A 13529-nucleotide genomic window follows, 5' to 3' on the forward strand; every position below is an offset into this window, starting at 1 on the left:
CCTCAACGGTAGAAATCGAGGACAACCGCAGTGCAAACACACGAAATCAGGGAGCGTTTTACCCAACACTTCGTGAAGGCTGGGCATACGGAGGTTCCCAGTGCTTCGCTCATCCTTGATGACCCCACGTTGCTCTTCGTCAACGCCGGGATGGTCCCCTTCAAACCCTACTTCCTTGGGCAGCAGACCCCGCCCTTCCCGAACGGCACGGCCACGAGCATCCAGAAGTGTGTGCGCACCCTCGATATCGAGGAGGTGGGCATCACCACCCGTCACAACACCTTCTTCCAGATGGCGGGCAACTTCTCCTTCGGGCAGTACTTCAAGGAGGGCGCCATCACGCACGCGTGGGGGCTGCTCACTGACCCCGTGGAGAAGGGCGGGCTGGGCCTGGACCCGGAGCGCCTGTGGGTGACCTGCTACCTCGATGATGACGAGGCGGCCGATATCTGGCATGAGGTCGTCGGCATCCCCAAGGAGCGCATCCAGCGTCTGGGCATGGAGGATAACTACTGGTCCATGGGTGTGCCCGGCCCCTGTGGCCCCTGCTCGGAGATCTATTATGACCGCGGCCCGGAGTACGGCGCCGAGGGCGGCCCCATCGCCGATGACAACCGCTACATGGAGATCTGGAATCTCGTCTTCATGGAGAACGAGCGCGGTGAGGGGACCGGCAAGGGGGACTTCGAGATCCTCGGGCCGCTGCCGAAGAAGAACATCGATACCGGCCTCGGGATCGAGCGCGTGGCCTGCATCCTCCAGGGCGTCGACAATGTCTATGAGACCGACCTCCTGCGCCCCGTCATCGACGTGGCGGAGACCCTGACCGGCGCGCGCTACGGCGCTGAGCACGAGGACGACATCCGCTTCCGCGTCATCGCCGACCACTCCCGGACCGGCATGATGCTCATCCTCGACGGCGTTACCCCCGGCAACGAGGGCCGGGGGTACATCCTCCGCCGCCTGCTGCGCCGGATCATCCGCTCCGCACGCCTGCTCGGGGCGCAGGGCCCCACGATGGAGAAGTTCATGAGCACCATCATGGACACCATGACCCCGTCCTTCCCGGAGATTGAGAAGAACCGCGAGCGCATTCTGCGCGTCGCGGTCACGGAGGAGCGGGCCTTCCTCCGCACCCTCGAGTCCGGCACGGAGCTCTTCGAGAACGCGGCCTCCGAGGTGCGTTCCGCGCACGGCACCCGGATCAGCGGTGATCGCGCGTTCGCCCTCCACGACACCTATGGGTTCCCCATCGACCTCACCGTGGAGATGGCCCGCGAGGCCGGGCTCGAGGTGGACATCGAGGGCTTCGACGCCCTCATGGCCGAGCAGCGCGCCCGCGCGAAGGCGGACAACAAGGCGAAGAAGCACGGGCACCAGGACCTCTCGGTCTTCCGCGAGTTCATCGACGAGCACCCCACCGAGTTCGTCGGCTACGAGGAGCTCCAGGCCACCTCCCGCGTCCTGGGCCTCGTCCGTGACGGCCAGCGCATCAGCGAAGCCCGCCCGGGTGAGCAGGTGGACGTCATCGTCGACGTCAGCCCGATGTACGCCGAGGCCGGCGGCCAGCTCGGTGACCGCGGCTCCTTTGTCCTCGACGGCGTCTCGCTGCCCGTCGAGGATGTGCAGAAGATCGGCAAGAAGCTGTGGATCCACAAGACCCGCATTCCGGAGGGCGCGGGCCTGGAGGTGGGCGCCACCGTGGAGTCACACGTCGACGAGGCCTGGCGCCACGCCGCGCGCCAGGCGCACTCCGCGACGCACCTCATCCACGGCGCTCTGCGCCAGGTCCTTGGGCCCACCGCCGTCCAGGCCGGATCCATGAACAAGCCGGGCTACCTGCGCTTTGACTTCAACTACACCGAGCAGCTCACGCCCGAGCAGCTGCAGCAGATCGAGGAGATCACCAACTCGGTCGTCGACGCCGACCACCAGGTGAACACCACGGAGATGCCGCTCGAGGAGGCCAAGGCCATGGGCGCCATGGCGCTCTTCGGGGAGAACTATGGTGACCTCGTCCGGGTCGTCGAGATCGCGGGCCCCTTCTCCCTCGAACTCTGCGGTGGCACCCACGTGGCGCACTCCTCGCAGATCGGGCCGGTGGCCGTTCTGGGCGAGTCCTCCGTGGGATCGGGCGTGCGCCGCATCGAGGCCTACTCGGGCCTTGACTCCTTCCGCTACCTTTCGAAGGAGCGGGCGCTTGCGGAGGGGCTGGCGAGCAGCCTGAAGACCCCCTCGGAGGATCTGCCGGAGCGCATTTCTCAGCTGGCAGCCAAGCTCAAGGCGGCGGAGAAGCAGATCGCGGATCTGCACCGCCAGCAGCTCAGCGCTCAGCTGGGCGGGCTCGTGGAGAAGGCCCAGCAGGTGGGTGAGTTCTCCGTGATCGCCGAGCAGCTTCCGGCCGGCACTGCGGCGGGTGACCTGCGCACGGCGGCGCTGGATCTGCGCGGCCGCTGCGGCGAGAAGGCTGCGGTCATCGTGTTGGGCGCCAAGGATGAGAAGGGCAAGGCTCCCTTCGTCGTCGCGGCGACGCCGGCCGCGGTGGACAAGGGCGTGCGCTCTGGGGACCTCGTGAAGGTCCTGGGGGAGTACGTCTCCGGCCGAGGCGGCGGGAAGCCCGACATGGCCCAGGGCTCGGGCAGCGCGCCGGAGGGCCTCGCCGAGGGCTTCCGCGCCATCATCGAGGACCTGCGTTCTCGCTCCTAGCTCGCCCACACCGGGGTATCGCCGGAGCATAGTCCAAGGAAAAGGGGAAACACGCCAGTCGTGATTCCCCTTTTTCGTTGCATAACCGTTACCTTGAAAGAGAGATCTGTCCGTCGCGGGCTGCCCGCAGGATTGTAGGAAGGCCGAACTGTCACGATGAAAGAGACCCCAGACACTCCCGGTGTCGACGATCCGGGCCCGGGCCGTCGCATCGGCATTGATGTGGGGACCGTGCGGATCGGGGTCGCTTCCTCCGATCGCGACGCCCGCCTGGCCATGCCTGTGGAGACGGTCCGACGCGTGACCGGCTTCGACGAACCCGATGGGGAGGACATCGCACGCCTTCTCAGCATCGTGAAGGAGTATGCCGCCGTGGAGATCGTCGTGGGTCTTCCCCGCGATCTCAAGGGCAATGGGTCGGTGAGCGTCCAGCATGCGCGCTTCATCGCCGACAGACTGGAGCGGGCACTGGAGTCCGAGGGGCGAGCCGTGCCCGTGCGCTTGGCAGACGAGCGGCTCAGCACGGCGGTCGCCACCCGCGCGCTTCACGCGAGCGGGATCAGCTCCAAGCGCGGGCGCAAGGTCATTGATCAGGCGGCTGCCGTCGAGATCCTTCAATCGTGGTTGGATGCCCGGAATCGCCGGGAGGGAGTAGAGAATGTCTAAGCAACATGGCCGGGCACCCCAGCGATGGCGGATGGAGCCCAAGTATGTGAAGCGCCGCCAGCGGGGCCTCGCGGTGCTCATCGCGGCGCTGGTGCTCATCATTTTCGCAGTGATTTACATTGGCGTAAAGGTGACCGGCGGAACCTCCGACTACCGCGGGGAGGGCAATGGCGTGGTGCAGCTCGTCGAGATCAAGGAGGGATCCTCCCTCTCGGAAATGGGCTCTGAGCTTGAGGAACGCGGCATCGTCCGGAGTGAGGAGGCCTTCCAGCAGGCCGCCGCGTCGAGCCCCGAAGCGAATAATGTGCAGCCCGGCTTCTACCGCCTGCAGGAGCGGATGAGCGCGAAGGCGGCCGTCCACGCGCTCACGGATCCGGCCAACCTGGTGGAGTTCCTGGACATCCAGGGCGGCTCCACGCTGAGCGACGTCACCGTTGTGGGCGGGCAGAACCGCCCCGGCATCTACTCTGAGATCTCGCGCATTTCGTGCGCCGAGAAGAAGGAGGGCGGCGTCACCGTCGAGCAGCTGGAGAAGGTGGCCTCGACGACAGACCCGCGCGAGCTGGGCGTGCCCGAGTGGGCGGTGGACGCGGTGAACTCCCGCGGTTCGGATCCGCGCCGGCTGGAGGGGCTCATCATCCCCGGCCGCTACCTCATCAATCCGGACATGGATGCTCGGGAGATCCTCACCGACCTCATCACGCGCTCGGCCTCGAAGTATGAGGAGACCGGCATTGAGGCCCGGGCCCATGAGATCGGCCTGAGCCCCTATGAGCTCATCATCGCCGCCTCCCTCGTCGAGCGCGAGGCTCCCGCCGGGGACTTCGACAAGGTGGCCCGCGTCATCCTCAACCGCCTCCACAAGCCCATGCGCCTGGAGTTCGACTCGACGGTCAACTATGACCTGAAGGAGCAGGAGGTCGCCACCCGCGACGAGGATCGCGAGCGCAAGACCCCGTGGAACACCTACGCCAAGGAGGGCCTGCCCGAGACGCCAATCGCCGCCCCCTCGGAGGACGCGATCACCGCCATGGAACACCCGGCGGAGGGGGAGTGGCTCTTCTTCGTCACCGTCGACAAGGACGGGACGACGGAGTTCAACAACACCTTCGAGGAGCACCAGGCTGATACCCGCCGGGCCATTGAGTCCGGCCTCCTGGATAGTCGTCGCGAGGAGCACCGGGAGTGAGCACGCAGCAGATGAGCGGGAAGCCCACAGGGAGCTCGGAGAATTCGGAGCCCCCGGAGATCGCGCATCGGGCCGCGGTGCTCGGTTCGCCGATTGAGCATTCGCTCTCCCCGATCCTCCACGAGGCCGGCTACGCAGCCCTCGGCCTGGAGGACTGGGAATACACCCGCATCGAGTGCACAGGGGAGCAGCTCCCGGGCCTCGTCGGCTCCATCGACGATAGCTACCGCGGCTTCTCCGTCACCATGCCCGGCAAGTTCGCTGCCCTCAACTTCGCCACCGAGGTGAGCGATCGCGCTCGCGCCATCGGCTCCGCCAACACCCTCGTGCGGACTGACGACGGCTGGCGCGCAGATAACACCGATTGCGATGGCGTTGCCGGCGCTCTCGATGAGCTCCTCGGGGAAGGCCGGATGGTGGAGCACTGCCTGGTCATCGGCGGTGGCGGGACCGCGCGGCCGGCGCTGTGGACCCTTGCCCAGCGCGGGGCCTCGCGGATCAGCGTCATCAACCGCAGCGATCGGCGCGCGGAGCTCGAGCCCCTGGCCACCTCCCACGGCGCGTCCTTCGAACTCATTGGATTCGAGGAGGATCTCCAGGATCTCGCCGCTGAGGTGGACGTCATCGTCTCGACGGTTCCCTCGAGGAGCCTTCAGGGTCGCGAGCCCGAGCTCGCCCACGCCCCGGTGTTGGACGTCATCTACGATCCGTGGCCCACTCCGCTCGTCGCCCAAGCCGCGGCGAATGGTTACCGCACCGTGGGTGGTCATGTCATGCTCGCCTACCAGTCCTTTGGGCAGTTCGAGCAGTTCACCGGGCATGCGGCACCCCGGGAGGCGATGCGGGAGGCCCTCGAACGGCACATCCGTCGCTAAGCCACCCGGCTCGGCTATACTCGCCCCCACGCACGGCGCGCGGGGGCGTTGCCGTATCAAGCTGGATCGACCGGGGCGAAGGCCGCCCCGGGAACACACTCGGGGGTGATGGTGATGGATCGGGGGATGGCGGGCATCCTTCTCGGATGCGTGCTGGCGTGGGGAGCGTCGCTGTGGTGGTGGGATCGGCGTCATGGCCGGCTCCCGGACGCGCTGACCCTTCCGGCCGCTGCGCTCGTCGTGCTCGCGAGTTGCTGGGGAGGCCACCCCTTCGCGGTGCTGGGTGGCCTGGGCTGGGCCGGCACGTACGCCCTCCTGGCGCTGGCGAGTCGCGGCGGGATAGGCGGGGGAGACGTGAAGCTCGCTCTCTCCCTGGGGACGGCGGCGGCCTGGGGCGGAGGGGTGGCTGCGGTGCTGGGGGCGGTGCTCATCGCGAATGCGCTTGCGGTGGGTGAGATGCTGTGGCGCCGCTCTGCGCGGCATGCGCACGGTCCGGCGATGCTCCTGGGAACGGCGCTCAGCCTGGGGATAATGTTCGTACTCGTGGGGGTAGAGGGGCTTTGGGCGGGGTACTATGCCAGTCTGACATCGAGATAATGAGAGAATAAGAACTATGCTTCGTTGGACCACCGCAGGAGAATCCCACGGCCAGGCCTTGGTTGCCATCATCGAACAGATTCCGGCTCACGTGTCGGTCACCCGGGAGGAGGTGTCGCGCCAGTTGGCGCGCCGCCGCCTGGGCTATGGGCGCGGCGCCCGGATGAAGTTTGAAGCAGACGAGGTGACCTTCCTCGGCGGCGTCCGCCATGGCGAGACGCTGGGCTCTCCGGTGGCCATCATGATCGGGAACACCGAGTGGCCGAAGTGGACCACCATCATGTCGGCGGACCCCCTGGATCCCGAGGACCCGGAGGCCGCCCGAGCGATGTCCTCCGGCCGCGGGGCGAAGCTCACCCGCCCCCGCCCCGGGCACGCCGACTTCGCCGGAATGGTGAAGTACGAGCACGAGGAGGCCCGGCCCATCCTCGAGCGCTCCTCCGCCCGCGAGACGGCCGCGCGCGTGGCGGTAGGGACCGTCGCACGGAATTTCCTCCGCGAGGTCCTCGGCGTCGAGATCCTTTCGCACGTCATCTCCATCGGCCCGAGCGAGCCCTACCGCGGCCCCGCGCCCACCCCTCAAGACCTCGACGCCATCGACGCCTCCCCGGTGCGCGCGTTCTCCCCGGAGGCGGAGGCCTCGATGATCGCGGAGATCGAGTCCGCGAAGAAGGCGGGGGACACGCTCGGCGGCGTGGTGGAGGTCGTGGTCGATGGCCTTCCGATCGGGCTGGGCAGCCATGTCAGCGGGGAGAGCAGGCTCGACGCCCAGCTGGCGCAGGCTGTCATGAGCATCCAGGCGATCAAGGGCGTGGAGATCGGCGATGGCTTCGAGGAAGCCCGGCGCCGCGGATCGGAAGCCCACGATGAAATGGTCCGGGACGGGGACACCGTCACGCGGCTCTCGAATCGCGCCGGCGGGCTGGAGGGCGGCATGACGAACGGGCAGCCACTCGTCGTCCGGGCGGCGATGAAGCCGATCTCCACAGTGCCGCGCGCCCTGAAGACCGTCGACATGGCGAGTGGCCAGCCCGCAACGGGCATTCACCAGCGCTCCGATGTGTGCGCGGTGCCGGCGGCGGGGGTCGTGGCGGAGTCGATGGTGGCTCTCGTGCTCGCGCGCGCCGTGCTGGAGAAGTTCGGTGGGGATAGTGTGGCAGAGGTTCGACGCAATTATGAGCAGTACTGTGCCCAGGTAAAGGAGCGGTTGGAGTTTGACCATGAATGAGCAGGCAGTCGCAGCACCGCGGTTGGTTCTCGTCGGGATGCCCGGGGCGGGTAAGTCGACGATTGCTCGGCGTCTTGGGCGCGCGCTCAACCTTCCAGTGATCGACACGGACCACATCATCGAGGAGGAGTACGGCACAGCGTGCGGGGAGATCTTCTCGGAAAAGGGTGAGCCGGCGTTCCGCGAGATCGAGGCGGAGACGGTGGCCCAGGCACTGCACCGGCCGGGGATCCTCTCGCTCGGCGGAGGCGCGGTGCTCACGGCGTCCACCCGGCAGCTTCTTCTCACTCACGACGTCATCTGGCTCGATGTCAGCGTGGAGGAGGGCGCGCGCAGGACGGCGGGGGACACGAACCGCCCGATCCTCGCTGCGGAGGATCCCGTCGCCCACTACCGGGAGCTCCACGACGCGCGCGTGCCCCTCTACCAGGAAGTGATGTCCTTCCGGGTTCGGACAGACCAGCGCAAACCCCAGCAGGTGGTGGCGGATATCCTCGGCTACCTCGACACCCTGGACTAGGACACCGCCGCCCGCCTCCCCACGAGACGCCCTCAGACCCACCACATCCGAAGGAGTACCCCATGACAATCACGGTTCCCGTTGACGGGCCGCATCCCTACGAGGTGACGATCGGCGAGGGGCTCTCCCCGGCGATCGCCGAGCGTGCGGCGGCAGTCTCTGGCGCGCGCAAGGCCGCCATCGTCTTCCAGGAGCCCCTGCGCGGCGTGGTGGATGATATCGCCGCGGCGGTGCGTGAGCAGGGCCTCGAGGTCATCGAGTGCCCCGTCCCCGACGCCGAGGAGGGCAAGACCCTGGAGGTTGCCGGTGCCCTGTGGGATCGTCTCGGCGAGGCGGAGTGCGGGCGACGAGACGTCGTCATCGGCGTGGGCGGGGGAGCGGCGACGGACCTTGCCGGCTTCGTGGCCGCCTGCTGGATGCGGGGGATCACCGTCATCCAGGTGCCCACCACGCTGCTCGCGATGGTCGACGCCGCCGTGGGCGGGAAGACGGGCGTCAACACCGCCGCGGGGAAGAACCTCGTGGGGGCTTTCCATGAGCCCGACGCCGTCTTCATCGACACCGATCGCCTTGGCACACTGCCGCGAGGGGAGATCGTCGCCGGCAGCGCGGAGATCATCAAGACGGGCATGATCGCCGACCCTGTCATCCTGGAGCGCTATGAGCAGGACCCCGCGGCCTGTCTGCGCCTTGACGGTCATCTCCCGGAGCTCATCGCCCGCTCGGTGGCGGTCAAAGCCAAGGTTGTGGCCGAGGACCTCCAGGAGGCCGGGCTGCGCGAGATCCTCAACTACGGTCACACCTTCGGCCACGCCGTAGAGCTGCGGGAACGCTTCCAGTGGCGGCACGGCCAGGCGGTGGCCGTGGGCATGATGTTCGCCGCCTACCTCGCCGAGGAGCTCGGGCTCATCGATGGCGCGCTCGTCGAGCGGCAGCGTCGCATCCTCGATTCCGTGGGCCTTCCCACCACCTATGAGGGTGGACACTTCGAGGAGCTCCGGGCCGGGATGCAGCGCGACAAGAAGAATCGTCGAGGTCACCTGCGCTTCGTCCTTCTCGACGGCGAGGTCGCCCGCATGACCCGCGCGGAGCAGCCGGCAGAGGAGGCACTCCGGGCCGCCTATGAACGGCTCAGCGGGGAGGCCACGACGACACCTGCACGATAAGGAGGAGCAGTGAAAGTTCTCGTTCTTCATGGACCCAACCTCGACCGCCTGGGCAAGAGGCAGCCGCACATTTATGGGCACCAGACGTTGGCCGACATCGAAGAGAATCTCCGCCGGCGCGGGGAGGAGCTCGGGCTGGAGGTAGAGAGCCGCCAGAGCAATGCGGAGTCCCAGCTCATCGACTGGGCGCATGAGGCGGCGGACCAGCACTGGCCCGTCATCATCAACCCGGGTGGGTTGACCCACACCTCGGTGGCGCTGCGCGATGCCCTCGTCGAGCTCAATGACGAGGGAAACCACGGTTTCGTCGAGGTTCACCTCTCCAACATCCATGCCCGCGAGGAATTCCGCCATCACAGTTATCTCTCGCCGATCGCGAGGGGAGTCATCGCGGGACTCGGCGCTCACGGGTATGTTCTGGCCTTAGAGTACGTCGCTGCGCAGGTGGAATCCGCCGCCGCAGCAGGCAACTAGACGAATACACGAACGAGGAAGGGTCGTTATGGCTTTGGCTGATACGCGCTATGCGGATCGTCGACGCAAGCTTGCCGCGGAGATCGCGGGCCGTCGGATCGATACGCTCCTGGTCACCAATCTCATCCACGTGGGGTACCTCTCCGGATTCCGGGGCTCGAATGCGGCTCTTCTTGTGTCGACGGACTTGAGTGCCCGCATCTGCACGGATGGGCGCTATACCACGCAGATCGCGGAGGAAGCCCCCGACATCCCGGCGCTCATCGCCCGGCCGAGCGCCGAGGCCCTCCTCCGCGAGGTCACAGGCCCGCGCCGCATTGGCTTCGAGGCCGACGCGGTGTCTGTCTCCCAGTTGGAATCCTTCCGTGAGGCCTGCGCGGAGGACGTCGAGCTCGTGCCCGTGACAGGCCTCGTCGAGGCACTGCGCGAGGTGAAGGACCCCCAGGAGCTCGAGGATCTGCGCTCGATTGCCAGCCTCGCGACGCAGGCGCTGGCCGATCTCCTCGAGGCGGGGGAGCTCGCTGTGGGGAGGACGGAGCGGGAGGTCGCCGCGGACCTTGAGTACCGGATGCGGCGCCTGGGCTCGGAGCGGACCAGCTTTGACACGATTGTGGCCTCGGGGCCGAACTCGGCGAAGCCGCACCACGGCGCCTCCGATCGGGTGATCGCCCGCGGGGACATCGTCACCATCGACTACGGGGCCTACCGCGAGGGGGCCAACTCGGATGCGACCCGCAGCTTCATCATGGGGGAGGCCTCGGACTTCTCCCGGGAGATCTACGAGGTGGTGCTGGAGGCGCAGCTGGCCGGCATCGCCGCGGCGCGGCCTGGCGCCCGGCTAGTGGACGTCGACGCCGCCTGCCGCAGGGTCATCGCGGACGCCGGCTATGGGGAGTACTTCGTTCACTCGACCGGCCACGGCGTGGGCCTGGAGGTCCACGAGGCGCCCTTTGCCTCCCAATCCGGGGTCGGCGAGTTGCGCGAGGGAATGACGCTCACCATCGAGCCGGGTATTTACGTGCCGGGCAAGGGCGGGGTCCGCATTGAAGACACCCTCATCATCACGCGCGGGGATGCGGAGATCATTACCGGTGTCTCCAAGGACCTCACGGTGGTGTAGGGTATAAACCCGATATTTGACCCGGTTTTCTCGATTCACAAGAGGAGTTAACGTCAGTGGCTACCACTGCAGATTTTAAGAACGGTCTCGTCCTGAAAATTGACAACAAGCTTCAGCAGATCGTGGAATTCCAGCACGTGAAGCCGGGCAAGGGGCCCGCCTTCGTGCGCACCAAGCTCAAGGACGTCGTCTCCGGCAAGGTCACCGATAAGACCTTCAACGCTGGTGTGAAGGTGGAGACCGCGACGGTCGACCGCCGCGACATGACCTACCTCTACTTCGACGGCAGCTCCTACGTCGTCATGGACGATAAGACCTTCGAGCAGGTCGAGCTTCCGGCCGAGAAGTTCGGTGACGCGGCGCGCTTCCTCCTGGAGAACATGCGCGTCCAGGTCTCCTTCCACGAGGGCGACGCCCTCTTCGCGGAGCTGCCCACCTCCGTGGACCTGAAGATCGAGCACACCGATCCGGGTCTGCAGGGTGACCGCTCCACCGGCGGCACCAAGCCCGCCACCCTCGAGACCGGCGCGGAGATCCAGGTCCCGCTCTTCCTGGAGACCGGCAACGTCGTCAAGGTGGACACCCGGGATGGCTCCTACCTCTCCCGCGTGTCGAACTAAAGCGGCCCATCGAGAACTCAGTGAGCGAAACTGCAGTGGAAAAGAATTCGAGGAAGAACAACCGGCGCCACGGGGCCCGGTATCGTGCCCGGCGCCGCGCCGTGGACATTCTCTTCGAGGCCGAGGCTCGAGACATCGATCCGGTGGCCATCGTGGAAGACCGCGTTGAGCTGTCCCGCCGGCCTGATCAGCCGGTGAAGCCTATCGCGGACTACACGAGAACCATTGTGGCCGGGGTGGCCGTCGAGTTGGACCGCATCGATGATGTGTTGGATGCCGTCCTCGCCGACGACTGGGAGCTGCACCGCATTCCCGCGGTGGACCGCGCGATCCTGCGCATGTCCGCTTGGGAGCTGCTGTTCAACCCCGACGTGCCGCGCCCCACCGCCGTGGTGGAGGGCGTAGAGCTCGCGAGTGAGTACGCCGATGAGGAGGCCTCCTCCTACATCAATGCCCTCCTCGACGACGTAGCGAAGAAGGCCGAGCACTTCCGCGAGGAATTCCAGCGCGAAGACGAGGAGGCCGAAGGCTCCGAGGAGCCGGAGAGTACCCCGACGGAGGACGCCACGGAGGAGCCCGCCGAGGCGCCGGCGCCGGAGACCGAGGTGGCCGTCGAGACCCCGGATACGCCGGAGAACCCGGAGAACTCTGAGCCCCAGGAGCCTGAGGAGTCTCCCCAGGAATCCTAGAATTCCCCTGCTGCGCAGGCCCATCACTGGAGATGGGCCTGCGCTTTGCTATGATCGGGGACGGTTCATCAATCAGACATCCTTTAATGACCGCACAGAGAGGCGGGGAAGGAGGTCACGATGAGTGAAAACGCCGCGTCCACGACGGAGCTCATGTCGAGCGACGACGTCGGACGTACCGTCGCACGCATCGCGCACCAAATCATTGAAAAAACGGCGCTCGACGAGGCAGATGCTCAGCCCGTCGTGCTACTAGGAATTCCATCGGGAGGGGTGCCGCTCGCGGAGCGCTTGGCGGCACGGATCACTGAGTTTTCGGGGGTTGAGGTATCCGCGGGGGCCTTGGACGTCACCCTGTATCGCGATGATCTTCGCAGCACCCCGCACCGCGCATTGAGGCCCACGCGCATCCCCGCGGGCGGGATCGAGGGGCGCACGGTCATCCTCGTCGATGATGTTCTCTACTCCGGCCGAACCATCCGCGCGGCGCTGGATGCCCTCCGCGATATCGGTCGGCCCGACACCGTCCAGCTGGCCGTCCTCGTTGATCGGGGCCACCGTCAGCTGCCCATCCGGGCGGACTATGTGGGCAAGAATCTGCCGACCTCGCGGGCGGAAAAGATCACCGTCCTTCTAGAACCGATCGATGACCGGGACGCCGTCGAGTTGAGCCCGGGGGAGAAGGAAAAGTGAAGCACTTGCTGAGCATCGCGGATCTCAGCCGCGATGAAATCATTGAGCTCATGGATGAGGCCGACCGCTTCCGGGAGGCTATCGAGGGGCGGGAGGTGAAGAAGCTCCCGACACTGCGGGGGCGCACCATTTACACACTCTTCTACGAGAATTCCACCCGTACCCGCTCCTCCTTTGAAACCGCCGGGAAGTGGATGAGCGCGGATGTCATCAACATTTCCGCCTCATCCTCCTCGGTGGCCAAGGGGGAGTCTTTGAAGGACACCGGCGCAACGCTGGCGGCCATTGGCGCGGATGCCATCATCATCCGGCATCCGAACTCCGGGGCGGCGCAGCTTCTCGCGCACTGGCTCGACGAGGATGCCCAGCACCCGACGAACCCGCACCCCGGTTCGAGCCCGGCCATCATCAACGCCGGCGACGGTGCCCATCAGCACCCCACGCAGGCTCTCCTCGACGCGGTGACGATGCGCCAGCGGATGGGGGAGATCGCCGGCCGGAAGATCGTCATCGTGGGGGATTGCCTCCACTCGCGTGTGGTGCGCTCCAATGTGGACCTTCTCAGCACGCTGGGCGCCGAGGTGGTCCTCGTCGCGCCCCCGACGCTTCTGCCGTATGGAGTGGAGTCCTGGCCGGTGCGCGCCACCAGCGATTTCGACGCCGAAATCCCCGACGCCGACGCCATCATGATGCTCCGCGTGCAGGCCGAGCGCATGCATGGCGGATTCTTTCCCTCGCACCGCGAGTACGCGGCCCTCTTCGGGCTCAGCCAGGAGCGCAGCCGCCGCATGAAGAAGGATGCCTTCGTCATGCACCCCGGCCCGATGCTGCGCGGCATGGAGATTAACTATGCCGTGGCGGATGCCCCGCACACTGCGGTGCTCCAGCAGGTATCCAACGGTGTTCACGTCCGTATGGCGGTGCTGTTCACGCTCATCGCGGGGCAGCAGTCGCCGGGTTTCTAAGAGCAGAACGGGAGAAGAGAG

The 13529-nt window shown here is 66.7% G+C and carries 14 protein-coding genes; all 14 read left to right on the forward strand.

Annotation, left to right across the window (positions count from 1 at the left end; all coding sequences use genetic code 11):
- The first annotated feature begins 30 nt into the window (after positions 1-30).
- A complete protein-coding gene (gene alaS / locus L1O03_RS05065) occupies positions 31-2706 on the forward strand; it encodes an alanine--tRNA ligase (RefSeq protein WP_236118342.1) in 2676 nt (891 codons plus the stop codon).
- A 156-nt stretch (positions 2707-2862) separates the two neighbouring features.
- Complete coding sequence (gene ruvX, locus L1O03_RS05070; RefSeq protein WP_236118343.1) at positions 2863-3372, forward strand: Holliday junction resolvase RuvX; 510 nt, start codon at positions 2863-2865, stop codon at positions 3370-3372.
- A complete protein-coding gene (mltG, locus tag L1O03_RS05075; protein WP_236118344.1) occupies positions 3365-4561 on the forward strand; it encodes an endolytic transglycosylase MltG in 1197 nt (398 codons plus the stop codon). The genes ruvX and mltG overlap by 8 nt, the downstream gene beginning before the upstream one ends.
- A gap of 11 nt (positions 4562-4572) precedes the next feature.
- The gene (locus L1O03_RS05080) at positions 4573-5436 is read left to right on the forward strand and encodes a shikimate dehydrogenase (RefSeq protein WP_236118518.1); all 864 of its coding nucleotides are present in this window, start codon (positions 4573-4575) and stop codon (positions 5434-5436) included.
- Between the two features lie 108 nt (positions 5437-5544).
- A complete protein-coding gene (locus tag L1O03_RS05085) occupies positions 5545-6033 on the forward strand; it encodes a prepilin peptidase (protein ID WP_236118345.1) in 489 nt (162 codons plus the stop codon).
- Positions 6034-6049: 16 nt separating this feature from the next.
- Positions 6050-7261: a chorismate synthase gene (gene aroC, locus L1O03_RS05090; protein ID WP_236118346.1), complete on the forward strand. Its 1212-nt coding sequence runs from the start codon at positions 6050-6052 to the stop codon at positions 7259-7261.
- Positions 7254-7781: a shikimate kinase gene (locus L1O03_RS05095; RefSeq protein WP_236118347.1), complete on the forward strand. Its 528-nt coding sequence runs from the start codon at positions 7254-7256 to the stop codon at positions 7779-7781. The genes aroC and L1O03_RS05095 overlap by 8 nt, the downstream gene beginning before the upstream one ends.
- 62 nt (positions 7782-7843) lie before the next feature.
- Positions 7844-8947 (forward strand): 3-dehydroquinate synthase, encoded by a 1104-nt coding sequence (gene aroB, locus L1O03_RS05100; RefSeq protein WP_236118348.1) that lies wholly within the window; start codon positions 7844-7846, stop codon positions 8945-8947.
- 9 nt (positions 8948-8956) lie between these two features.
- Positions 8957-9421, forward strand: a complete 465-nt coding sequence (gene aroQ / locus L1O03_RS05105; RefSeq protein WP_236118349.1) for a type II 3-dehydroquinate dehydratase — start codon at positions 8957-8959, stop codon at positions 9419-9421.
- 28 nt (positions 9422-9449) lie between these two features.
- Entirely contained in the window at positions 9450-10541 is a 1092-nt protein-coding gene (locus L1O03_RS05110; protein WP_236118350.1) for an aminopeptidase P family protein, read from the forward strand.
- A 56-nt stretch (positions 10542-10597) separates the two neighbouring features.
- Positions 10598-11161, forward strand: coding sequence for an elongation factor P (gene efp, locus L1O03_RS05115; RefSeq protein ID WP_236118351.1), 564 nt, complete (start codon positions 10598-10600; stop codon positions 11159-11161).
- A gap of 20 nt (positions 11162-11181) precedes the next feature.
- On the forward strand, positions 11182-11850 hold the full coding sequence (nusB, locus tag L1O03_RS05120) for a transcription antitermination factor NusB (RefSeq protein ID WP_420830294.1): 669 nt from the start codon (positions 11182-11184) through the stop codon (positions 11848-11850).
- Positions 11851-11970: 120 nt separating this feature from the next.
- Positions 11971-12543: a bifunctional pyr operon transcriptional regulator/uracil phosphoribosyltransferase PyrR gene (pyrR, locus tag L1O03_RS05125; protein ID WP_236118352.1), complete on the forward strand. Its 573-nt coding sequence runs from the start codon at positions 11971-11973 to the stop codon at positions 12541-12543.
- Positions 12540-13508, forward strand: coding sequence for an aspartate carbamoyltransferase catalytic subunit (locus L1O03_RS05130; protein ID WP_236118353.1), 969 nt, complete (start codon positions 12540-12542; stop codon positions 13506-13508). The genes pyrR and L1O03_RS05130 overlap by 4 nt, the downstream gene beginning before the upstream one ends.
- Positions 13509-13529: the final 21 nt, after the last annotated feature.

Source organism: Corynebacterium uropygiale (genome assembly GCF_021568315.1).
In the GTDB taxonomy this organism is placed as follows: Bacteria; Actinomycetota; Actinomycetes; order Mycobacteriales; family Mycobacteriaceae; genus Corynebacterium; species Corynebacterium uropygiale.